Genomic DNA, 24,552 nt, shown 5'->3' with positions numbered 1-24,552 from the left:
AGTAGATCATCAGCCGGGGATCCCACGCTTTTTCCCCCAAGGAGGGCGTATTGCCAGGGATATTTCGCTGCGTTAAATTACGCCAATACCTGCCACTTACCCCCTACTCTCAACAGCATCAGGCGTCGATCGCGCCAGTTAAGGATACTAATCGCCCATGGGTTCAGAAATGGTTTCACTGATACTCTTTAGTGCTTCTGTTGCGCTTTATGCGTGGAAAGGTGGCAGAAACAGAATCTGGCTGTCGGTGATCGCCTTTTTGCTGGGCATCTATATCATTCTTAATGCCTCACTGGTGGCTAGTAACTACTTTACGGGTGAAGGCATTAATGATGCGGTGATCTACACCATTACCAGCAGCCTGAGCGGGGCGGGCATCAGCAAATACGTTATGCCCGCCGTCGGGCTGATTGCGGGCCTGGTAGGCCTGTTTCTCGTTTTATGCTGGGTGCTACGCCTGCGAAAGGGGCATCGCCACAGCCTGCTGTACAGCCTGCTGGCCGTTATCCTGGCGCTGGCTTCAATTCAAACCACCCCGGCGTATCAGCAGGTTTCCAGCCTGATCAAGTCACAGGCGGGCAAAAGCAGCGCCGATTTTTACGCCTGGTACAAAGTTCCGCATACGCATATCAGCGGCAGCAAACCCAATCTGGTCTACATCTATGCCGAAAGCCTGGAGCGCACCTACTTTGATGAAAAGGCGTTTCCCGGGCTGGCCCCGGAGCTGGGGCGCATAAAAAACCGCGCCGTGGATTTCAGTAACACCGCACAGCTTCCCGGCACCGAATACACCATTGCCGGTATGGTGGCCTCGCAGTGTGGCATTCCCCTGTTCGCCCCCTTTGATGGCAACGCCTCCAGCGCGCTCTCAACCTTTTATCCGCAAAACGTCTGCCTGGGCGATATTCTTAAAGCCTCCGGCTACCAGAACTATTTCTACCAGGGTGCCAGCCTGAGCTTTGCCGGTAAGGATCTGTTCCTCTCCTCCCACGGCTTCGATCATCTTTATGGCTTTGACGAACTGAAAAGCGTGGTTAGCGATGCCAGCTACCGCAATGACTGGGGCTGGTATGACGATACGCTGATGGATATGGTGTTCGACAAGTACCTGGCGCTGGCGAAGCAGAATCAGCCCTTTTCGCTGTTTGCCCTGACGGTGGACACGCACCATCCTGACGGCTTTATTTCCCGTAGCTGCCAGCGTAAGAGCTACCCATGGGAGGGGAAAGCCAATAAGTCCTTCGCCGCCGTGGCCTGTAGTCAGGAACATATTGCCCGGTTAATCGCCCGCATCCAGGCTACCCCCTATTTCAAAAATACAATTATTGTGGTCAGCTCGGATCACCTGGCAATGAACAATACCGCCTTTAAATACCTCAACCAGCATCCCCGTAGCGATCTGTTCTTTATGCTGCGTGGCAGCGAGGCCACCAGCAAAACCATGAGCGTGAAGCGCAGCACGCTGGATAACGGCGCCACCGTGCTGGATGCGATGGGCGGTGATAACTATATAGGCCTGGGGCGCAGCAGCCTCTCCTCAACGTCCCTCTCAGCCGTTTATCTGAACGTGAAGGAGAAAATTAATCAGTGGAAACCGGACGTCATTAAGCTGTGGAATTTCCCGCGGGCTATCTCGGATTACAGAATTGATACCGATAAAAATACCTTTAGCTTCTCCGGCGTACACTTCAAGCTGCCGCTGCTGCTCTCGGTAAAAGCCGATAAAATTGAGCCAAAATTTGACGTCTACCTGGCCACGCCGCTTAAACAACAGCTTGCCGCATTCGCCCCGGATGAGAAATTTGTCTGGGTAGACCGCTGCTACAAAATGGGAGACGTCTGGGATGAAAAGCTGGCGCTGAATACCAGTCTGTGCGTGGCGGATGGCACCCTGAGTTCACCCCCTGAGATAGTCCAAATCGCCGCCGGCTCGACGCTGGGTAAAGTCGCTTTCCGCAGCGTGGGTAACAGCAGTGACGCGCGCTATCAGCAGGCGGTGACCCGCCTGCACACTGCTGATGATGCGCTGAAATATACCTCAGACCGCATCCTGTTTGCTCTGTCGGGGCTGCCAAAGCAGGTGCTGAAGGTCACGGGGCTCTCCTATATCGAACCCTGGGGCGGACGCTGGTCCGATGCTAACCTGATGCCCGCAGTCAGCATTGAGTATCTGGCCCCTTTGCCTGCTGAATTCACGCTAACGCTGACCGCGCGGGCTTTTGGTGCCAATGCCCGCCAGCCGTTTACCCTCCGGATCGGCGGGGTGTCGCAGCAGGTGACGCTGGGCACCCGCGACACCCGCGTACAGCTGCATTTCAGTAACCCCTCCCAGGCCCGTATCATTGAAATCCTGCCTCCAGCGCCCGAAGAGACCACGGAAGGCGCGGTGGATGGCTTCGCTGCCCGCAAGCTGGGCATCGGCCTGATCAGCCTGCAGATTGAACCCGGCCCCCAGACCTGACGCCTCTCGCCCAGGCAAGATTATGGTGAAGTTTTCTGATGTTATGCCGATGTAGAAAGCCTGGGCGTGAGAAGAATGATAATCCCTGCATCGCTTGCTGATGATCGCGCCCTGCCGCACCCAACCTTTTGGTATTGATAACCTTTTAGTTTCGATAGGGAACAACGTCATGGCACTATTCAGCAATTTGAAAGTCGGAGCTCGCCTCGGCGGTGCTTTCAGCCTTATTGTGATGCTCTTAATAATTGTGAGCGTTACTGCCACGGTAAAAATTGGCAATATTAATAAAGCGATCGAAAGCATCGTCAACGATCGCTATATCAAAGTCCGACTGGCGTTTGACGTGCGCGATGGCGTCAACGAACAGATTAAATATCTGCGCGGTATAGTGATTGATACCACCCGGCCACAGTTCAACGTAAAACGCTTTACCCAGCTTGATAATGCCACCCGGAAAACCAACGAAGCAATTAACGGCCTGGTTAAGATTCAGGTCACGCCGGGTGGGAAGAAGAAAATCCAGGCGGTACAGGAAGCCGCCGCCACGTTTGAACAGTCTAAAGCCGCGCTGATTACACTGATAAAGAGTGGCAATCAGGATGCAGCGGCAGAGTATGTGCTGTTAAAAATCACCCCGGTACAGAATACCTATCTGGAGCTGGCGCAAAAATTTGCCCAGTCGCAGTCGCAGCAGCTACAGGGTGAAGGCGCCATTGCCCTCTCCGAAGGCTCAATGGCAATTACCATTACCCTGATTTTCTCCTGCATCGCGGTCATTGCGGCGATGATCCTCGGTTATTTCCTGACCCGCTCTATTGTGTTGCCGCTGCGTGATGCGGTGAAGGTGGCGGAAAATGTTGCCGCTGGCGATCTGCGTACGGTCTTCAAGGCCGCCTCACGCGATGAAACCGGTCAGCTGATGATCGCCCTGAAAAACATGAACGATAATCTGCTGCGCATCGTGACAGAAGTGCGTAACGGCACGGACCTGATTGCGACCGCCTCCAGCGAAATCTCCAACGGTAATATGGATCTCTCCTCCCGTACCGAGCAGCAGGCCAGCTCGCTGGAAGAGACGGCCTCGGCGATGGAGCAGATGACCTCGACTGTTAAACAGAACGCGGACAACGCCCGTCAGGCGAATGAGCTGGCGGCACAGGCCTCACGCGTGGCGGTACAAAGCGGAGCAGCGGTTAGCCAGGTGGTCACCACCATGGATATGATTAACGGTTCATCGCGGAAAATCGTCGATATCATCAGCGTCATTGATGGCATTGCTTTCCAGACCAATATCCTGGCGCTCAATGCAGCGGTGGAAGCGGCCCGCGCGGGCGAACAGGGTCGCGGTTTTGCCGTGGTGGCGGCAGAGGTGCGCAGCCTGGCCCAGCGGTCGGCGTCGGCGGCAAAAGAGATCGCCCAGCTGATTGAGGACTCGGTTTCAAAAGTGGATGAAGGCGGCAAGCAGGTGGCTAAAGCGGGCTCAACCATGCAGGAAGTGCTGGCCAGCGTGAAAAGCGTGACGGAAATCATGGGTGAAATCTCGATTGCCAGCAATGAGCAGAGTAGCGGCATTGATGAGATCAATATGGCCATTACCCAAATGGACCAGGTGACTCAGCAGAACGCCTCGCTGGTGCAGGAGTCAGCCTCGGCGGCCCATTCACTACAGGAACAGGCGGTACAGCTCTCACAGGCTATCAGTATTTTCAAACTGACCGATACGCATTACACCGCCAGGGCATAAGCCGCAGGTGATTCAATCGTCATAGCGGGCGGAAGCACTAGCTCTTCCCCCGCGTTTAACATCCATTAACCCTTGTACTCATTTTGCGAAAAAGAGGCTATATCCCTTTTGATGCCGAGGTAAAACAGATTAAACTGTGAGCCCTCACAGGCTGATTCTGACGGATGTACGCACGTTGAAATATCTGATTCACCGACTGCTGGCGCTTGCCGCTGCCGCACTCCCTCTTTACAGCCTGGCGGCAGGCCCCGCGCCCGATCCGCTGCTGGCCTCCCGCATTGTAGACCGCTACGCTGATAACATTTTCTATAATACCAAAGCCACCGGCATGGCAATGGTGGCGATTGATGCCAATCAGCGGGTGTTTGCCAGCAAGGGGGCCATTCGGCCCGGCAGCAGCGTTCGTCCGCAAAAAGATTCGGTTATTCGCATCGCCTCGCTGACCAAGCTGATGACCAGTGAACTGCTGGTCAAGCTTTCCGAACAGGGGGTGGTAAGGCTTGACGATCCGCTCAGTAAATACGCGCCCGCCGGCAGCCGTGTGCCCGTCGGTGCCGGGCAAACTATCCGTCTGATCAATCTTGCCACCCATACCAGCGGTCTGCCGCGCGAACAGCCCGGCGGTAAGGCCAATCGTCCGGTTTTCGTCTGGCCCACCTACAGCCAGCGCTGGCACTGGCTTAACAGCGCACAGCTAAAAGCGGCTCCCGGCACTCAGGCATCCTACTCCAACCTGGGATTTGATCTGCTGGGCGATGCCCTCTCCCGGGCTGCGGGCGTTCCCTACCCGACCCTGCTTCAGCGCGAGATCACCCGTCCGCTGGGGATGAAAGACACGACCTTTACGCCGTCCCCGGAACAGTGCCGCAGGCTGATGGTGGCAGAAAAAGGCGCCAGCCCCTGTATCAATACCCTGGCGGCCATCGGCAGCGGCGGTATTTACTCTACCCCGGACGATATGGGCCGCTGGATGCAGCAGTTCCTCTCCTCCGATCTCAGCCCGCGCACCGCGCAGGCCGATCGCATCCAGACCATGATTTATCAGCGCAGCCAGCTGACGAAAGTCGAGGGTATGGACGTACCGGGTAAAGCCACTGCCCTCGGCATGGGCTGGGTCTATATGGCTCCCGAAGACGGCAGGCCGGGCATTATCCAGAAAACCGGCGGCGGCGGCGGCTTTATTACCTATATGGCCATGGTGCCGCAGTACAGCGTCGGGGTATTTATTGTGATCACGCGCTCGCCGCATACGCATTTCACCGCCATGAGCGACGGGGTGAATAATCTGCTGACCGAGCTGATTGGCAATACCCCCAGCAGCGCCAGGCTGGCCGCCAGCATTATGGCAGAATAATACCTGTGCATTCGACTGGCCGCACTTAAACAGGATCGGCATCATCCCGCCGCCAGCTGAACTGATAGCGGTAACCGCTCTCCTTAAGCAGAAACGCCGGGGCTACGCTGGGGCTCCAGGAGTCATCTCCGCCGATGCCCATATGAAAACCGTCGATATTCAGCCAGCACCCCTCCTCGGGCGTAAGCAGGTGCCGGTGCGTGGTGATATCCAGCTGCCGGGGGCTGTAGCGGCCAATATTGAAGTGGAAATGGCCGCTCAGCCGATGCGCCCCGTAGCGCAGCATCCGCGTGTCGCAGCGCAGGCCGTTTTCACAGGGGCGAACATATGGCGTATGCATGTTATCCAGCGGCTGCCGCCAGTGGCCCCAGTCGGCAGCGAGCTGGCGATCGGGGTAGTTTTCATGCGGGCCTCTGCCCAGCCACTCCACCTGCTCAATCTGTTCTGTCTGTTCTGTCTGTTCTGTCTGTTCTGTCTGTTCTGTCTGCCCCTTCTGCTGCGCTAACTCTTCCTGCCCTCGCGGCTCTATCCGATCTTCCTGCTTTTCCTGCTTTTCCTGCTGCGCAAGCTGGCAGCTTAGGCCAATGCGTGGTGGATAAGGCACGCCAAAGGTTACCTCTACCTCTACCGTGATATGCAGCTCGCCGAGGCGGTCGATACGCCAGCATTTACGGCTGACAAACAGCGTTTTTTCCTGGTGTTTCCACGCATGCCCGGTGCGGATCATCACTTCGTCCTGTAGCCTGTCGGCGCTACAGCTCAGCAGCTCAGGCTGCATCTGCCAGTATCCGGCGGCTTTCCAGCGTTCAGACCACGCCCCAGGATCGATACGATCGACCTCGCTGATGCCAATATCATTATCGATCGCGGCCCGGATAAAGTTATCGCGCAGCGGGTTAATGAAGGCCGGGCGACCCGCTTTCCACCACTGGGTGAGCTCACCACGCAGGCGATCGAAATCCCAGCGCTGATCCTGATAAGTCACCACAATGTGCCCATCGGTGAGCGACAGCACCGGACCTTCAACGCCCGGGCTATCCGGCAGAGGAGCGACAGAGTGGGCCGCGGGCAGCCGCCACTGTTCACCGGCTACGCTGTGCCCTGCCTCTGACCAGGGCGTCGCCCGGGGCTGTAGCACAACAACGTTAAGCCAGACCTGCCCCTGCGCGTTAAGTGACACAGGGTGGCGAAGCGTCTCCAGAGTCAGCGTTAACTGACATTTTCCCCGTGGCGGAAGCGCCAGCGCCTGCTCTCCCTGCTCCAGCACCCTACCCTCAGCGCAAACCTGCCAGCGCAGCCGTTCATTATCACTGTGGCGAAACAGATATTCGCTTTCTATCTCAATCACCAGCGGTGCGTGGGTAATGAGTCTGAACTGATAAAACTGCTGCGCGCGCTTTGCTTCATACAGCGAAGGGTGCGGCGTGCGATCGGCAAACAGCAGCCCGTTCATGCAGAACTGGCGATCGTTTGGCTTGTCACCAAAGTCCCCACCGTAGGCAAACCATTGCTGGCCGTCAGCCTCCCGTTTTAGCAGGGACTGATCGACCCAGTCCCAGACAAAGCCGCCCTGCAAGCGCGGATACTGGCGGAATGCCTGCCAGTAGGTATGAAAACCGCCGAGGCTGTTCCCCATCGCATGGGCGTATTCGCAGAGGATCAGCGGCCGGGTCTCGCCCGGCAGGCTGAGCCATTTTTTAATTGACCACTTCGGCACCTGGGGAAAAGGCTGATCCTCATCAACCCTGGCATACATGGGGCAGAGGATATCCGTGGCAGCGGTGTTGGCCCCGCCCCCTTCATACTGTACCGGACGGGTAGGGTCAGCTGCTTTGACCCAGCGGTAGAGTGCGTCCTGCGTGGCACCGTGCCCGGACTCGTTGCCGAGCGACCAGATAATAATGCAGGGGTGATTGCGATCGCGCTGCACCATTCGCGTCACCCGTTCGCTCATGGCCGGGAACCAGGCCACATTATCCGACAGACGGCTCATCGGCTGCATGCCATGGGTTTCAATATTCGCCTCATCCACTACGTACAGCCCGTAGCGATCGCACAGGCGATACCAGAGCGGATGGTTAGGGTAGTGCGAGCAGCGTACTGCGTTGAAATTATTCTGCTTCATCAGGCGGATATCCTGGAGCATGGTCTCAGGATCCATCACCTGGCCGCGCTCAGGATGATGCTCGTGACGGTTAGTGCCGCGAATCAACAGTGGCTGGCCGTTAAGCGTTAAGAGACCCTGTTCAATACGCACCTGGCGAAAGCCGACGTCGCAGGCCTCCGCCTCCAGCAGATTACCCCCGGCATCGGTCAGCAGGATCACCGCCCGATAGAGGTGCGGCATTTCGGCACTCCATAAGCGCGGCTGCGCGACAGGCAGCTTGAGTTCAACCCGCTCGGCGTAGTGACCGCGCTCATCAATCACTGCGCTGCCAGGCCGGGCGTTACATTCGCCCACCAGCATCTGCTGCTGCCACAGCTGCAGGGTAATGCGACTTGTCGCCACCTTCTCCCCGGCAAGCTGGATATTTGCCACCAGAGTGGCGGCAGAGAAGTCAGCGTTGAGATCGGTGTGCAGATGAAAATCAGCCAGCCAGGTCGCCGGTTTATGCAGCAGCCAGACGTCGCGAAATATGCCGCTCATTCGCCACATATCCTGATCCTCCAGCCAGGTGCCGTCGCTCCAGCGCAGCACCATCACTGCCAGCCGGTTCTCTCCGGCTTTCAACAGCCTGCTGAGGTCGAATTCTGCCGGTAGCCGGCTGTCCTGTGAATAGCCCACCCAGACGCCGTTGCACCACAGATGAAAAGCCGAACTGACGCCATCAAAGATTACGCGCGTGCTGCCTTCCGCCAGCCAGCCAGCGGAGACCTGGAAGCTGAGCGAGTAACAGCCGGTTGGATTCTCGTCCGGCACCGCTGGCGGGGATCCCGCAATAGGGTAATTTATATTGGTGTAGATCGGCGCATCATAGCCGTGCAGCTGCCAGTTAGCGGGCACCGGGATCGTCGCAGCGCCCGCAAGATCGCCTGTGATCCAGGCGTCCGGCACCTGATAAGGGCGGTGAAAATAGCTGAACGTCCAGTCACCGCTGAGCCTGCACAGGCTGGGGCTTTCCTCTTCATCGCGGGCGGCCGCGGACTCTCGCCAGCTGGCAAAAGGCGGGTGCGCGGGCAGGCGATGAAGCTGGGTAACACCCGGGTTTTCCCAATCTTTACGGGCCAGCAGCGCAGACAAACTGACGCTGTGGGAGGGTCTTGACGCATCGTGCATATGTCGCTCCAGAAGGGTTACCAGCCAGCGCCGGAATGACACTATGTTGACCCGCCGTCTGGCTGTAAAGCTGACAGCGCGGATTCGGTGAGACGTCTCACGAAACAAAACGGCGCGACACCGGTAAGAGCGGATAATTGGCTACAGACGCGCACGTCTTCTTTTTGTGTTAATTAGCAGTAACTTATATGAATAAAAACTAAGGGCATTTATGCCTTGCCCTGCTCTCTGCCCCGGCGGCATGATGATCCCGACCGTTCAGCCAGAAGAGATCGCTATGAAGATATCCCCACAGCATCAGCCGCTCGCCGATTCACTCCAGGCCCTGCGCCAGGAGCTTCACCGCTACCCCGAGCTGTCTCGCCAGGAGTTTGAAACCACGGCCCGCCTGCGCGCTGCGCTGACGGAGCGGCAGATCCGCGTCCTCAATCTGCCGCTCGAAACGGGCCTGGTGGCAGAAGTGGGCAATGTGGATGGCCCGCTGGTGGTGCTGCGTTCCGATATTGATGCATTACCGATTGAGGAGCAGGCCGATGTGCCCTGGCGTTCCCTGAATCAGGGTGTCATGCACGCCTGCGGACATGACTTTCACGCCACGGCGGCGCTGGGAGCGGCTATTTTGCTGAAGGAAAAGGAGTCCTTGCTCCCCGGTCGGGTGCGGATCCTGTTCCAGCCCGCCGAAGAGACAGGCTACGGCGCCCCGGCCCTGCTGGCTACCGGCGCGCTGGATAAGGCTGGGGTGATTTTCGGTATCCATAATGACCCGACGCTGCCGGTTGGCGTGGCGGGCAGCCGGGAAGGTGCGCTGACCGCCGCCGTCGATCGCTTTGCCATTACCATCAGCGCAAAAGGCAGCCACGCCGCACGACCGCACGATGGCAACGACCCGATCGTGATTGCCGGTCAGCTGATTAGCACGCTGCAAACGCTGATCAGCCGCAACCTGCCCCCGGAAGAGACCGCCGTGCTGTCGATTACGCAGGTGCACAGCGGCAGTACCTGGAATGTGATCCCGGATGGCGCCTGGCTGGAGGGCACGGTTCGCACCTTTAGCGCCACGGCACGTACGCTGATTGAGCGGCGTCTGCGCCAGGTTCTGGACGGCGTCGCCGCCACCTTTGATGCCAGCATCGTACTGGACTGGCAGCCTGGCCCGCCATCGGTGGTGAACGATCGCGAGTGGGTCGATTTTGCACTTGAGCTGGCCCCCGCAGCCGGGTTTGAACCCCGCGAGGTGCCCGCCAGCCCGATAGGCGAAGATTTTGCTTTCTACCTGCAACGGCTGCCGGGTGCCTTTTTGATGATTGGCTCGGGTGGCCCCTTTGCACTGCATCATCCACAGTTTCGCGTGGACGATCGCGCACTCTACCCGACAGCGGACTATCTGGCCCGTATTGCGGTAGCCGCGCTGGATAAGCTACACCGCAGCCAGCATGCCGCCATCAACAAACAGCAGGTGGCCGTTGACGAAGTTCGAGGCATTTGAGGCGAGAAACACTGCGGCCCCAACCAGCTCCTCCGGATCACCCCAGCGCGCCGCCGGGGTGCGTTTGCACAGCCAGTCACTAAATTCCGTATTCTCCACCAGCGCTTTGGTCATCGGGGTATCGAAGTAGCCGGGTGCAATACCGTTGACCTGAATATTGTAGCGGGCAAGCTCGGTACACATGCCGCGCGTCAGCATTTTGACCGCGCCCTTAGCCGCCGCGTAGGGGGTGATGGTGTCGCGCCCCAGCTCGCTCTGCATTGAGCAGATATTGATAATCTTCCCGGCCCTGCGTTCAATCATCCGTTTCGCAACGGTCTGTGAAACCACAAATACCCCGGTCTGATTGGTGGCGATGATCTGGTTCCACTCCTCCAGCGGGAATTCAGTAAAGGGATGCCGCCGCTGGATACCCGCATTATTGAACAGAACGTCTATCGGGCCGATATCCCCTTCGATCATCTGTATGGCCTTCTCCACCGCGGGCGCATCTGAGACGTCAAATACCGCAGAGTACGCACGGTATCCCTCCTCGCGCAGCTGTATAACCGCGTTCTCCGCCCGCACCGCCGAGGTGCCATTGATAATGATCTCTGCGCCGTGCTCGGCCAGGCCCCGCGCCATAATAAAGCCAATTCCCTGGGCTGCGCCGGTGACCAAAATGCGTTTATTGTCCAGACTGAATAACTGACTCATGATTTTCCGCTCCGTCCCGTGCTGGCGGGTTGTGAGAAGTTGAGAATAAAACGCCTGTAACTCGTACCGATAATGCCACCGTTTTCAGGCAAAAGGTATCCCTGCCGCGGGAGACAGGCGATGCCGCTTTATCTAACCTCAATACTCCACCATTGTAACGGCGGCGAAATCAGCAATAGTCCTTACTTCGATAATCAGAATAAGAAGGATAAACAATAAATATAATGCAGGCACCTACAATAGATCACGCTATATTAAACCGTATCTACTTAACTGGCAGCGACAACTTCCGTACCCGCGCCAATACTCTGCTTGCGAGATCATCCGATATATTACGCCCCTGACAATAAACTGATCAGGTCTGGTATTTATTATCTGAACTGAACGTTCATTTTCTCTGAGAGATATAAATATGCATAAGATACCAAAAAAACTGCTTTTGCTGGCACCTGCCCTTCTTATCAGTTTGATGAGTGAAAATACTTTCGCTGAAGATGCCGGCATCACGATTTCTAATGCATTAGCGGGTCCGGATAAATGTATGGATCTTGCGAGTGATAAAAAAAATATTGTATTTAACCAATGTAGCAATGCAGAGTCACAGAAGTGGCTTATACAGCGCGTCTCCGACGAGTACCATACAATCAAAAACAGCACGCTTCCAGCGACAACCTGTCTTTTCTCCTCATTGGATGGAAATAGTATTGATATGCGTGCCTGTGATAGCGGGAAATACAGCTCGCAAACATACTGGTTATTAAATGCTCGCCCACCCATTAATTATAATATGATCAGTAAGGTGCAAAGAGATTATGGACGTAATGGCGAACTTTCCCTTGATGCCAATAATAAACTCGTCTTAAATAAAGAATCTGACGCCAATGGGCTATGGGAATTAAAAAACTTCTCAGCACCTAAGAGAAACATAAAGGGAACATTGAGCGTACTGTTATTAAACACTCATTTTTCAGGTAAAAAAGAAAGCTCAACCGATGCAATCAGAAGGGCACTTTTCGGCGGCAATGGCCCCTATAGTTCGTTAAGCGAATATATCACACTGGCCTCCCGGGGCACCCTGAGCATTAAAGAGGGTAAAACGCTTGATAACCTTGATATTGGTGAGCCTGGAGAAGCATGCGATACCGATCAATACCGCAATAAAGCTCTTGAGCTTGCAAAAAAAGAGGGTGTGGACGCGGCCAGTTACGACATGGTTATTTTAGAGCATACGTCAAACAGCAAGTGTTCATATACTGCCATAGCCCGTTTACCCACCTCACTTGACGCACCAGGAAGATTTATGACCTCTAATGCCAGCGGCCATAAATACTGGGTGTGGTCGCATGAATTTGGACATACGCTGGGGTTTGAGCACTCAAATATTCTGGTTGATTGCCCTGCAACTGAATCCGGAGTTAAAATTGATGACAGCTGTAAGATCGGTGGCAAGAGTGGAGGAGGTAATGATATTTCGGACACCATGGGCGGCGGTGGCGTCCGGATGTACCCGGTTAATTATATGTATGACGTAGGCTGGTTAACTGACGAACAATTCCCGATGGTGGGCGACGGCACCTATAAAATTGCTCCTCTGCTTGATGACAAAGGAGGTAAACAGGGCTTACGTATCGTGCGTAAAAATAAAAACTTCCCTTATCTGATGCTGGAATATCGTCAGCCTGGGGGTTTTGACAGTAACTGGCCTGCCAGTTCACCGTTCATTAATGGGGTAATTGTCAGAGAAATTAGTCCCCAACCGCTTAGAAGCTATAACGTCATTATTAATACCACCCCAGGCAGCACCGGTCGTGAAGACGCGCCGCTAATGCCGGGGAAAACTTTATATGACACTTATTCGGGCAAGCTGATCACCGTTAAATCAGTAGATAAAACCGGTGCCGTGGTGACGATTTCTGAAGGTGAAGCGGTAAAGATCCCCGCATGGTCTGCATCTGTTAATTATAAAGATGCCTGCCAGAAAGTGACCTATCAGGGTGATACCTGGGAAAACGGCTGGCAAACTCTGGGTGTCACACCGGGTTCTGATGGAGAATGGGGCGTGTGGCGTAAAATCCACAGCGATAACTTTTTCGACTACTGTAAAGCCGGGATTAATGTCGCCGCAGATACGTTACCAGCGAAAGAGAATGATATTCATCAGTAGGCTATAGCATTATTTATACGGTCAATAGCCAGATGAACAGATTAACGTTCATTTGGCTACTGGTCGGTTATGGAGATTACTGGGCCGCTTTCACTTCCGTCACCAGAGTAGGTAAATCCCAGGTTCCTCCGCCGCGAATATAGCGGCACATTCCGGTGGTGGCGATATGGCTTTGACGGAATGCTTTTCCATCCCATACCCAGCTTGCCGAACTCCAGCAGTCACCGATACCCCGGCCTTTCTGAGCCAAAGTAATCACTCCTTTATCGTATCCGGAGCCGGAATCAGTCACCAGCACGGGGGGTTCAGACAGTTTTGTATCCGTCACCCAGTAGCCATAACCTTCGTTATAGGCGGCCCGCCAGCAGAGCGCGGAGACCAAAACATGACTGTCATCCAGCGGCGTCACCGAAAGCCTGTCATCCTCCGCATCGTCCTTGCGCTCATCTGAGGGCTGCTGACGGTCGCAATAATCATTGCCCTTTAGCGTAACCCGCATTTTCGGTTTAAAGAGGGCGATTTCCGCTGCCGTGAGTGGGCGAGTGGGGCTTTTACTGACGCTCGCAGCCTGAATAACCGGTGCCGGAACGGCGGGTAACACGCTGCTTTCGGGCTTATCACCCTTTTTGGTCAGCGCACCCGGCGTACCGATACGCCCCTGCACCTCATCCATTTTCAGCATGACGGCTGAAGCCCCCTCGCCGGAGAGGATAAAAGGCGCAGCACCGCCCCTAAACTCGACTTTTGCACTGCCCTTAACGGCGCGGATAACGGCCTGGGTTTGGGACGCCGACAGCTGCCACGCTTCATCTTTAACCGAAGCCAGGTCGCCGACCGCCCGGCCATTGATCCACAAGGTTAGCTTCGTCACGGGTGCCGCTTTATCCGCATCGGTATCGGCCAGTATCACCTCACCCGTTGGCGCGATATCAGGCCCGGCGTCGCGGCTCAGTAACACCGATCCCCCCTCGCCCTCTTCTTTCGCATAGCCTGCTGCGCGGCAGGTCAGCGTATTGTCGCAGGCAAGCTCCCAGTCTTTATGCTCGAAGCTCACGCCGGTTTTATCCGCCATCGCCGGGGCGCTGAGTAGGATCATCGCGACCAGGGCTGTTTTGTAGAGGTTTTTCATGCCATCTCTCCGTAATGGTTCAGGTCATGAGGGTAGCATAAAGCCTCAGCGTCCGGTCAGTACCGCTCTGATTAACTGATATCGGGTCTGTAATTGGGTGTAGTGGGATACTGAATTTGACTGCTACCTAAGGTGTTAAGGCCATCAGCTTCCTGCTATTTATACTCGTAGTACAGCTCAATAAAGCGCTGGTGGCAGCGTCCGATATATATGCCCAAAACGATAATAACCATCACAAATAATATGATAAAGCCAGCCCGCCTATAAACCACCAGGCAGAGAGCAAAAGGATTTAATGGCCTTATAGCCACTAAACCCTCTTGCTAATTTTAGTCGAAATAATTCGCAGCAGGCGAGAAGAGAGACACACCTCATTTTCGAGCGTTAAATGCAGCAAAGGTTGTCCATCAACCAGTGCTATTCCCTCCACCTGATGAGAAAAATCCCCCGCCTGAGCGGTAATGCCTGATGTGGTGATAAATACGCCACAACGACTTCCTTATCCCTCTCTTGCTTACAACTGGCGCTGCTTGAGACTGGTATAAATCGTTTTGATTTCACCTGTTAAGCTTTCACCACGATATACCATTGACGTATCGTACCGTTGATATTTCTCTTCTCGCGTGGCGCTAAACCAGTTAAATGACCCTACACACAGCAGCCCCTCGTCCCCAATCACAATTTTACTGTGAACGCGTTTGACCAGCTTCGTTGCAATACCCATCTCGTTCAGCTTTTCCAGTGCGGCGTGAAGATGCTGCTTTTTCTCTATGTGCTTTTGATAATCAGCGTGTTCAGTGTTGTAATTTCTGTCCGTAACCACGGTGATATCAATACCACGCGATCGCGCCTGCATCATCGACGTCAGAAAGCCGGTTTGCTCCAGCTTTTGCCAGCTCAACCAGGGGGAAACGATGGTAATGTTCTTTCCGATAGTGCCGAAGGTCTGGTTAAGAAACGCATCATGCTCCTCCACCCCGTGCAGCGTAGAGATTTGCGTCTGGGCTGTGCTTAAATCTTTGCGTTCCAGAAACTCAAACAGTAATGCATTGCTGTCTGAAGCAAACAGGTATTTTGCCAGCAATCCTCGTGGCGAAGAGCCTGGCTGGATCTCAAACAGATCCATATCACCGAAGACCAGGAAGCTATCTTTGGCACGAGAGACGGCGACGTTGAGCATGCTGCTGTCGCTGTCGATAAAACCGCCGTCCTCATGTTTGGAATAGACCGGGGAGAAAAGCACGATCGCTCTTTCCGCCCCCTGCAGGGAGTGCACAGTGCCCACCGTCAGAGAATCGTCACCGCCGCTACAGTTAATGTCGAACTTACGCAATGCCGCTTTGATGGCGTTAACCTGCGCCGAGAAGGGCGTAATGACCCCCACCACGTTATGCAGCGGCTCACCGTAATGGCGCTCTATTTCCTCTTTTTGCGCCACCAGCCAGGCCGCTATCGTTCCGGCCTCAAAGGCGTTATAACGACTCCCACCGTTTGTCTGCATGCCTTTACCGTCGATATGCAGATATCCCATTGCCGGAAAAGGCTTATCTTTTACAATACCCCGTTTAGGCTGTAATTTACCGTGATAACACAGCGCATTACAGTAGCCGATAATATTATCGAAGCAGCGACGATGCTCGTACAGGTACATCCCACGAGCCAGATCCGGGTCATACTGATAGAGCGAGGTAAACTGGGCCACCTTCATAACGCTGCCAGATGCCGCACTTTTACCTGAATCACATACCAGTGCATAGGCTTCCGTCAGTTCTTCCTGAGTGCCACCGGGGAGAATGTTCTCCTCTACCATATTGCCCATATCGATACCGGGCAAACTGTTCCAGATCGGCGCGATCTGTTCCGTATCGCCAATCACTAATGCTTTTTTCGCCAGCGCGAAGGAAGCCCCGGCCACCTCAGGAAGCACCTGCCCCGCTTCATCGACAATCAGCAGATCGGCAAAATTATATAAATAACTATCGTCAAATTTCTTCGCCCCACCAACATGTTCCCTAATGACCAGATGGTGAGGCAGCATATAGCATGTCATCACCACACAAGGCGTGAGCTTCATTCTCCGCTGCCAGCGGGCCTTAACCGCTTTCGCTCCTTTAAGGCCTTTTTCTTTCTGTAAGTTGTCAATGGCAGCCATATCCATCAACCACCGGCCTTCCCAGTAGTGCGTTGCCAAAAGGAACGCCGGGAAGCGAATCCGCGTATCAGCCAGCTCATCGGCAGCAGCCAGGCTCAGTTCCTCTTCGCCTGTATATCCCAGCGTCCGGGCCAGGCTATCCCAGTATTTGATAGCCTCACGTTCCCGTCGGGAAACGTCCTGAGCATGATTGATTTGCTGTTGATAGTCGCTCTGCTCTTTTTGTGATCGCGTAATCAGGTTGTCGATATACGCATCGATCCCTTCCGGCGCAGCCCCCTGGAACGCGGCCATTCTTGTGCCAAAAGTAGCGTCGAGTAAGAGGTTAATCTGGTAGTGGCGCTTAGTGCGAACGGCGGGGATCCAGGAGAATAACGCATATACTATCGACTCATCGGCACGATATTGCTGCCACTGCTTTTTGCCCCGGATTAACAGCGCGATTTCATCCGTGCTGTCGTGCAGTAACCTGCTTTTGTCCTGAATATACTGCCCGAGATCTTCGCTGATGGCGTTTCGCTCCTGACGAATACGGTTCAGGCTGTCCCAGGCGGGTTCAATTAGCTTAAGCCGATCGGACTGCTGAGTTAAACGCTCATGCAGGCGATCCACGACGCGTTCGACGGAACTGCATTCCACCGCTGGGAATGCTTCTTTAGCCCTTTCAAGATAGAAAGTCTGCGCCTCATCAACATACTCGCCAGACTCAACGCGATTGAAAAAATCTTCCGTCTGGTATTTTTTTGCGGCCTCGGCCTTACGGCCCGAAGACGGAAAGTAAGCGCCATAACTTTTCAACTCAGGCAGCCAACGCCCGGCCATTGCGCCAGTGCCGGTGGCAAAATCTTTACCGAAGGCTTCAATAATGTTGGTCACAGCCTGATTGTTGGTTGATGTGGCCATCACCACTGGTGGCTCAGTTTTATTAAGGGCAGCTCTTGCCCATTCAGTGGCAATAATAGAGAGAACGAGGGTTGTTTTGCCGGTTCCCGGCGGGCCGTTGACGGCAAGGATTTCACCCGGCTGCTGGGTCAGATAATGGCTCAGGGCGTCGCGCTGTGCCGCAGCCAGCGGAAACTCATCCCCGGAATACCCCAGCCGGTCAGTGAACTTTGCATTAGCCGCAAGGAGGGGTTTTAAGGAAGGCATAGCCGTTGAAGCAAAACGCGCCAATAACGGAACGTCTTTTTTACACATCAGCAGATGATCGTACAGGGGAAGAATATGGATGCTGGCTCCGCCGGGCTGATTCGCTTTGATAACATAACCATACCCAGCCGGTTCGTATTGCTCATGGGTTGTGCACCACAGTCCGGCGACGTTGTTTAAGAGATCGTCAGCCTCTTTCAGATATGTTTGCCACTGATGATGATACCTGACATGCCGCTCTTCCCGCTGCTCATCCGTTTCTTCACGATGCTCCTGTTCGTCATCAACACTACAGGTGGCTGAGTTATGCGTCGTTTTGTATTTATCGTACTGAGTCATCTCGCCAATCGAGAAAGTGCCTTTAGGAAGGGGTTCAAGCAGGTCACGGGGAATGGTGGTGGGAGCCTTAGGAAACAAAAAGCCTTCGCGACTCAGTCGCGCAGAGGTCACCAGCGGTGTGACGATGCCAGGTGCCCCTGCCGTCCGTTCTTTGCCATGCTGAAGCTGGCGGATCCAGACTTTCGGCCGTAGAAGCACTTCGACCGTTTTAACCGCATCGCCTTCACCCTCAAAGAACGCAAGGACGATCTCCTCATCCAAACGTCCCGTGGTGATATCCACCCAGCGGGTGAATTTATCCGCATCTTTACGCTCAAATGCCCCTTTGCCAGACTCGGCATCTGCTAAGGAATTACGCCAGTATGATGCGAACCCCTGAGTGTTCCTGTCCATTGCCCGTCCCGTGACTTAAATGAAATTATTGATTACGTTGATATAAACGCAGCACATTGTTAAGCATTGTCCACGTTGCGAACGCGAGCGCAATAATTTATTTGAAAACGTCCGCAGGAATTGGCTGATACCTTATCCAAAGAAAAAGTAGATAAGTCAGCGTATTCGGCAGGACTGGGACTTGAGCAAATTAATAACATGACGTAAAAATATCCATAGGTAATTATCAATGATTATTACATAACAAGTGTCAGTCTGATTTTATTTGTGATGAAGATTAGCCGCTTGTTTTTTATCAGCATAACCTTTCGCGCCGTGATTTTATGCATGGCTGCTATCTTAGTTACCCACTTCTGTGGCAGAAATAGTGATAACTCACTCAGAACCGGATAAATAGACTTAATCCGATGACCTTAACTTAGGATACGCGGCCTGGATGAAGTCTGAATAATCCCCGTTTAACCCCATCGATCCAGATATGATCGTCAATAATCCAGTCGTCCCTGAATAAAGCAAACGATTTATCACGACCAAACTCAGCGGCGTTGTCTCACTAATAGCTGAGCTGGCTAACGCCAACCTATCAGTGCCTGCCCCCTGAACAGACCCTTACGTCAGCCCTGACTGTCGGTAATATAATAGGTCAACGGATAGCTGTGACTTTCCCTGATACCTTTGGTCACCAGCCCGTGTTTCGCCGCTTCGTCAGCCGGATATATCACCCTGCCGGTTTCAGAATCAGTTATTTTTTCTAATTCCTCACGCGAAAGCGATGTGCATGAGGCATAGACTTTACGAAATATGGCGTTGTAATTTTCGTCTTCCTCCAGAATTCGGCGTGCCTGGTCCGGCCTGATGTAGTCCGTCTTTTCATCAGGTGCCGCCGCCGGATGCAGCATAAACTGCGCCATTGGCATCGAATAGCGCTCAGGCGAGGCACAGTAAATAAGGGTGGCGGATGAAGCCGTCACGGACGCATTAATCATATTAAGTGTAATCGGGCTTTTACGCAGCGTTTCATAGGCAACATATCCGGCATCCATGTCGCCGCCACGGCTGTTAAGATAAACGTCTATATTATGCACGTTACGGTAGTTTTCCCGTATTTCTGCCAGGGCGGATATCAGCCAGGTTACCGTCTGATTGTTCACCTGACCGTTAAAATAGACGCCTGCTGCGTTTACCTGGCCGTTGCCCACGGTATCGCTCTTGATGAACGTTACGTTTGCCTGTGCGCAGGCTGACGCCAGCAGCAACGCGATGGTGGTAGCGGGGATCTTTTTCATTTTACCGTTTTCCCTTTTTGATCTGGACATCCGGTTATCCCGGTGAGGTTAATTTTCCTGGCCGCGCAATGATTCATTGCCCAGTACAAGGGTACGTCCGGCCGAGGAGATAGTGGACGGTCGGTGCGCGATAATGACGCGGGTTATGTTGAGGGTTCGTATCGCCGCATTGATCAGCGCTTCATTCTGTTCATCAAGATGGCTGGTGGCCTCGTCCATAAACAAAATGCCCGGCCGACGATACAGCGCGCGGGCAATAAAAATACGCTGCCGCTGTCCGCCCGACAGGCCCTCACCGAGCTCGCCAGTCAGGGTTTCATACCTCATCGGCAGTGCCATGATGTCATCGTGAATGTGGCTCAGTCGGGCGCACTCCTCCATCCATTCAACATCGACATCGGGGGAGAATCCGGTGATATTGTCGCGCAGTGAACCCGCCAGTAGCCGGTCTTCCTGCAGGATACAGGCCACTGCCCTGCGGTAAGCTCCCTGAATAGCTCCCTCTACCGCGCCATCTTGTCCCCCACGGTATGCACCGTTACGTACGGCCGAACGACATCCGCCTTCATAATTGGAGTTAGCATTACCACCAGACACAAACTTCAACTCATTAAGCGTCAGTTCTCTTATTTGAACTCCCTATTATTCAGGATAAGTTATGATTTTCTTCGGTAAAATTTATTTTCCACTAAAAAAGCAAGAGCAATCGGTACTACGACGATAAAGAAGTTAGACAGAGCTTCGTTATTATTACCAACATTTGTGGCAAAGTTGGTAATAAAGAAAGAAATCGCCGAGAAAATAACTCCAAATATTATGATTGTTAAAACTCGTCGGATATTCATGAGAGTCTCCTCCGTTAAAGCTTGAATTTTTATACCTTCCCACATTCGTAAAGTTAAGGAAAGAAATGTTACAATATATTTCTTAAATTCCATATGCTTATGTAAAAATTCAGCCTTAAATTGCCAAAATAACGTTATTGGGTACCGGTTTTACGTTCGTCAGAAACAGACTCACAAGCCCTGATATCCCATGCCATGAGAGTCTAAATATGATTTTTCTGGCTGGCTCCTGGAACCTGTAAAAAAAGATGGCAGCGGCTTTATGCCATTTACACTCCGGCCTTTCACCGCGTATGATTCCTCGTGCAGATCTTAACGGACGATTACACAAGGAATGTATCACGATGATCGCACCAGAGTTTCCCTGCATCATATTCAAAACCCAGAAGTGGATGGATGACTACAGCGCCAGTGATATGCGTTGCGGGGATCTGGGGAAAGAATTACCCGCCAGCAGTGCGCCATTATGCTTTTTGACGAGTTCCGATCATTATCCCGCAAATTTTCCCTTAACGGGCCGTACAGACACCTGATTGAAAAAATGATCACCCATATGCAGAATGGTAATGGTACGCCTTTCAGGGATATGCCGCTGAACAGGGCTTTAAAGGAGCAGATTATCAGGGACCTTAATGAAAGCTAACCTCAAAAAAACACTATTCGCGCTGTCGTTCTTCGCTTGTCCGCTACTCGCCTGCGTGCTCTGGCTGTCTCTGCGTCCGGTAGAAATTGTCGCAGTTCATGAAGACGGTAACTACAGCTCTGTGTTAATGAAAATTTTTCAATTACTGACAGGGGAAAAATAGACTGGTGGTTAGAGAATAAAGCCACACTAAAAAGACGATATGATATTCCTAAACCAGCATCCAACGGAAACTTCACTATTATAGTTTGGTTGTTTGGAGAGGGGTATATGGAGGAAGGTAAATATGACAGACTGTGCTTTGCTGATATGCAAGCGCCTATAAATTGCATAGAAAAGGATCGGGTATTTTCAATCAGTCACAGCAAGAACAGAGGCACTATATTTACAGTCGATGATGGTGAATATCGCATGGAAAAAGGTGAGAGAATAATAAAACTGAAAGACGAATAATTCCCGCCATTACGTTGATGCAGCAATAAAATCACTTGTTCTGCCCGGCTTGCACCAGCCATGCAGAAGTAGAAAAATATCAGAGAGGCTATTTCGACGGGGGGAGAAAAGCAGCAACGCCTTGTCGCCTGCCTTACCTCTTTTCGGTAAGGTGCGTTTAAAGCGAACGTGACAGATGAGTAAATCTTTGTCCCTCCTGCCGGGGTGTTTTCTGCACAGAATATCGCAGATGTTGTGGGGGTCACTCCAACAGGTGGCACGCAATATTCGCAAGCTAAACGCAAATCTTTTCCAGCAGCTGGGGAGCGCGCTCGGTTGCCGGCATGGCGACCTGGAATGGCAGAATAATTGAGGGGTAACCGACAACTTAGGCGCATGCGTGACGACTCCAATGTGAGTGGTGTGCGCCATAGTATTGTTCTCACCGGTCAGCAGCCGGGCAATCCAGGCCATAAAGCTTTATCGCGGCAGCTGGAGGTCCATGTCAGGGAACAGTCGGCAGTCATAGCAGTTCGCCAGCCTCACGTAAATCCGCATCTGCCTGATTTCATTGCGTCTAACTGCTCTCTTCAGCCACCGCTGGGAGTGGTACGGATTTGCCTAGAAGGTGCCAGATAATGGATGCCACCCTATACTTTGATTTTAATGTATTTATGTACTTCTTCGAACGATGATGGACAAGATAGCGGTGCGAAGTACGGACTCAAACCATCACCCAACCAACTGTTTTACATAAATAAAAAACATAACATCCTGACATGCGCCCCCTTTTATGCCCCCTATGAAATTTATCAATTGTCATAAAATTCATTAACTTATATTCATTGCATGAATTTCAAATAGTACAACGATCTTTAAATATTTTACTCGGTCAGGTTTCCTACCATGTAACCGAACCAAGCCCCCACAAAAAAAGATTTTATGGAAAATCCTTAACACCCTATAGCTTTCATTTTTTATCTTTATATTCATTCAATTAGTTGATGAGGCATGAGTGTAGAATCGCTTTAACTCTACACTCATGGTGTACCTTAGGTGTAAAAAACCGGCTTTCGCCGGTTTCGTGTGGTTCAGATTGCTGCCGGGTCATCACATTTTAGCAGCCAGTCGGTGTTGCTTTCTTCTGTCAGATCAAAATTGGTCTTATGTACGACGGTTCATATAATTCTGGCCATATTTCCGCACAATGCTCTCCAGCGCATGGCTGGATATTTTCATGCCCAGCGAGTTGCGGTAGCCGTTGGCCATAAAGTTAACGTAGGGGTAGATATTATAATTAAATGTATAAGCTTAAAATCCCTCTCAAGAAAATTTACCCCTCGAAATTGAAATAAATAAATTTAATTATATTTCAAACGTTCTTGTACTTTTTTTGCTAACTCATCTGGATTGTTCTTATAAACCATGAAAAGTTTATCCTGAAGTAAAGGTAAAGATGATTGTATTAATTCCTCATCCTCTTCTTTTACCAAGGTCAAAAGCTTAACCTTTCCATCATTGATTTCACGAGCCAAAACCGCATGAAGTTCTTTAAGTGGCCACTTTTTTTCTACAGAGTTTGCAGAAAGAATAGCGATTACAAACTTTGCTTTAGATAATGCGGAGTTTATTTTTTCAATGAGGGAATCCCCCCACTTAATCTCAACATGGTCAATGAATGTATGGATTTTCAAAGCCGTCAAAGATTCATAAATGGGCTTAGCCATTGATTCTTTATCTTCGCTTGCATGGCAAATGAAGATTTCAAATGTTTCAGTTTCTTTCATAGCTCTTATACCTTCTTTAGTTTTATACACATCACCGTGACTCATTCTGGTTATTAATTTCAAGTATACAGGGAAGTCGCCGCCGCGAATCATTTTTATAAAACTTAAGCGCCCATAAATGTGATTTCTGAATATACTTACAGCTTTATTATTGGTTGTTGCTTGAATGTTTTTAATTGAGCAAAAATTTATTGATGCTTGAACTTTGTCGTTACACCACTTATCTATCATGGCCCTAGTCAAACGTATATAATTCCTGTCAACATTTACTTTATCATTTACTACAAGCCCTGTAACCACCTGTTTTTCATGCCTTTCTTGAACCCTGAATTTTTCTTCATTTATTTTAAATCCATTGCTCTCAATTATATTCCTAACGGCATCTCCAATCTCAATATTTTCACCGTCAGTTTTAAAAAATATTTCTGGGATAGATTTCTGCCTAAAAGAAAATGTTATGTCATCAGCATAACGTGTATAAGTGATACTTTTTCTTTTGGCTAATTGTGTGAACTGCTTATCCAATGAGGCCGAAATTATATTTGCTATTACCGGTGAAGTACATGAACCCTGAGGCAGTATTCCTTCTCTTGTACAAAGTTGAGCGAGAACAGTCGCAGCAGGGTGAGCAAAATTGAAAGGTTTACTTTTTAATAATCCGTAAACCCTTGCAAAGGTTATTGTGCTGAAGTAATCTTCGATATCCAAATTAACAACATGCGTTTTTTTTATATGTTTTTCTGCGTTTGATTTGATGCTCTTGCCTGAAATAAAACCATGCGCTGCTCTTTTAGGACGATAGAAATAATCTAATACAACTTTAAATTTCTCTTGTAAAATGACCAATCCACCCTGAGGTGCGTTAATTTGACGATCTTCGCCATTGTTTTTCTTGATTGAGAAGCTTTTATAATTATTCTTTTTATGATACAAGATATAAAGAAACTGGCCCACAGGAACTTCTAATAAGTTTGCTACATCCGAAGCCGAATTTATACTTAGTTTTTTCTCTTGAATTAAGTGGCATAATTTTATCGTAGCGTTATCATCGCTTGCTATTTCATTTGAAAGTTTTTTATTATCCCACTTTATAATATTTTTATTTATATGCGGTTGTGGCTCTACGTTTATAAGATCGATTGAGTCGTCGTCGTTTAAGTTAACAAAAATCAGTTTATCATGAAGTGACATTTCCGACCTCGCATAATCTTTAAG

The 24,552-nt window shown here is 51.7% G+C and carries 11 protein-coding genes and 5 pseudogenes; 7 read left to right on the top strand and 9 right to left on the bottom strand.

The features are described 5' to 3' along the window. Window positions 1-157: 157 nt before the first annotated feature. From opgB to ampH, 3 genes are all read left to right on the top strand, one after another. On the top strand, window positions 158-2,461 hold the full coding sequence (gene opgB, locus ACLRGG_RS00710; RefSeq protein WP_416247940.1) for a phosphatidylglycerol--membrane-oligosaccharide glycerophosphotransferase: 2,304 nt from the start codon (window positions 158-160) through the stop codon (window positions 2,459-2,461). A gap of 169 nt (window positions 2,462-2,630) precedes the next feature. Continuing rightward, window positions 2,631-4,205: a methyl-accepting chemotaxis protein gene (locus tag ACLRGG_RS00705; RefSeq protein WP_416247939.1), complete on the top strand. Its 1,575-nt coding sequence runs from the start codon at window positions 2,631-2,633 to the stop codon at window positions 4,203-4,205. Between the two features lie 175 nt (window positions 4,206-4,380). Beyond that, a complete protein-coding gene (gene ampH / locus ACLRGG_RS00700; RefSeq protein ID WP_416247938.1) occupies window positions 4,381-5,559 on the top strand; it encodes a D-alanyl-D-alanine-carboxypeptidase/endopeptidase AmpH in 1,179 nt (392 codons plus the stop codon). A gap of 25 nt (window positions 5,560-5,584) precedes the next feature. Here ampH and ACLRGG_RS00695 read toward each other — a convergent pair whose 3' ends face one another. Next, on the bottom strand, window positions 5,585-8,836 hold the full coding sequence (locus ACLRGG_RS00695) for a beta-galactosidase (protein WP_416247937.1): 3,252 nt from the start codon (window positions 8,834-8,836) through the stop codon (window positions 5,585-5,587). A 277-nt stretch (window positions 8,837-9,113) separates the two neighbouring features. On the opposite strand from ACLRGG_RS00695, the gene ACLRGG_RS00690 reads away from it, so the two are divergent. Next, window positions 9,114-10,322, top strand: coding sequence for an amidohydrolase (locus ACLRGG_RS00690; protein WP_416247936.1), 1,209 nt, complete (start codon window positions 9,114-9,116; stop codon window positions 10,320-10,322). Here the strand turns inward: ACLRGG_RS00690 and idnO are convergent. Further along, window positions 10,254-11,018, bottom strand: a complete 765-nt coding sequence (gene idnO, locus ACLRGG_RS00685; RefSeq protein WP_416247935.1) for a gluconate 5-dehydrogenase — start codon at window positions 11,016-11,018, stop codon at window positions 10,254-10,256. The two genes, ACLRGG_RS00690 and idnO, sit on opposite strands and share 69 nt — an antisense overlap. Window positions 11,019-11,430: 412 nt before the next feature. On the opposite strand from idnO, the gene ACLRGG_RS00680 reads away from it, so the two are divergent. Further along, on the top strand, window positions 11,431-13,182 hold the full coding sequence (locus ACLRGG_RS00680; RefSeq protein ID WP_416247934.1) for a hypothetical protein: 1,752 nt from the start codon (window positions 11,431-11,433) through the stop codon (window positions 13,180-13,182). 76 nt (window positions 13,183-13,258) lie between these two features. Here ACLRGG_RS00680 and ACLRGG_RS00675 read toward each other — a convergent pair whose 3' ends face one another. From ACLRGG_RS00675 to ACLRGG_RS00650, 6 genes and pseudogenes are all read right to left on the bottom strand, one after another. Next, a complete protein-coding gene (locus tag ACLRGG_RS00675; RefSeq protein WP_416247933.1) occupies window positions 13,259-14,311 on the bottom strand; it encodes a DUF1176 domain-containing protein in 1,053 nt (350 codons plus the stop codon). A gap of 310 nt (window positions 14,312-14,621) precedes the next feature. After that, window positions 14,622-14,792, bottom strand: a pseudogene (locus ACLRGG_RS00670) (hypothetical protein); the annotation flags it as partial. Between the two features lie 33 nt (window positions 14,793-14,825). Continuing rightward, window positions 14,826-18,344: an AAA domain-containing protein gene (locus ACLRGG_RS00665; protein WP_416247932.1), complete on the bottom strand. Its 3,519-nt coding sequence runs from the start codon at window positions 18,342-18,344 to the stop codon at window positions 14,826-14,828. 421 nt (window positions 18,345-18,765) lie between these two features. Further along, window positions 18,766-18,891 (bottom strand): annotated as a pseudogene (locus ACLRGG_RS00660) (DUF2778 domain-containing protein); the annotation flags it as partial. Between the two features lie 67 nt (window positions 18,892-18,958). Further along, window positions 18,959-19,660 carry an ATP-dependent Clp protease proteolytic subunit gene (locus ACLRGG_RS00655; protein ID WP_416247931.1) on the bottom strand — a complete coding sequence of 234 codons (702 nt, stop codon included), beginning with the start codon at window positions 19,658-19,660 and terminating at the stop codon, window positions 18,959-18,961. A gap of 18 nt (window positions 19,661-19,678) precedes the next feature. After that, window positions 19,679-20,113, bottom strand: a pseudogene (locus ACLRGG_RS00650) (ATP-binding cassette domain-containing protein); the annotation flags it as partial. A gap of 706 nt (window positions 20,114-20,819) precedes the next feature. On the opposite strand from ACLRGG_RS00650, the pseudogene ACLRGG_RS00645 reads away from it, so the two are divergent. Both ACLRGG_RS00645 and ACLRGG_RS00640 read left to right on the top strand, forming a co-directional pair. Further along, window positions 20,820-21,103: pseudogene (locus ACLRGG_RS00645) on the top strand (DUF3289 family protein); the annotation flags it as partial. 4 nt (window positions 21,104-21,107) lie between these two features. Beyond that, a pseudogene (locus ACLRGG_RS00640) lies at window positions 21,108-21,571 on the top strand (DUF943 family protein). Between the two features lie 1,340 nt (window positions 21,572-22,911). Here ACLRGG_RS00640 and ACLRGG_RS00635 read toward each other — a convergent pair. Further along, on the bottom strand, window positions 22,912-24,528 hold the full coding sequence (locus tag ACLRGG_RS00635) for a TIR domain-containing anti-phage reverse transcriptase (RefSeq protein WP_416247930.1): 1,617 nt from the start codon (window positions 24,526-24,528) through the stop codon (window positions 22,912-22,914). Window positions 24,529-24,552: the final 24 nt, after the last annotated feature.

It is taken from the genome of Erwinia sp. PPS120 (genome assembly GCF_047918655.1).
In the GTDB taxonomy this organism is placed as follows: domain Bacteria; phylum Pseudomonadota; class Gammaproteobacteria; order Enterobacterales; family Enterobacteriaceae; genus Erwinia; species Erwinia tasmaniensis_A.
This window is presented reverse-complemented; position numbering and strand designations above follow the sequence as displayed.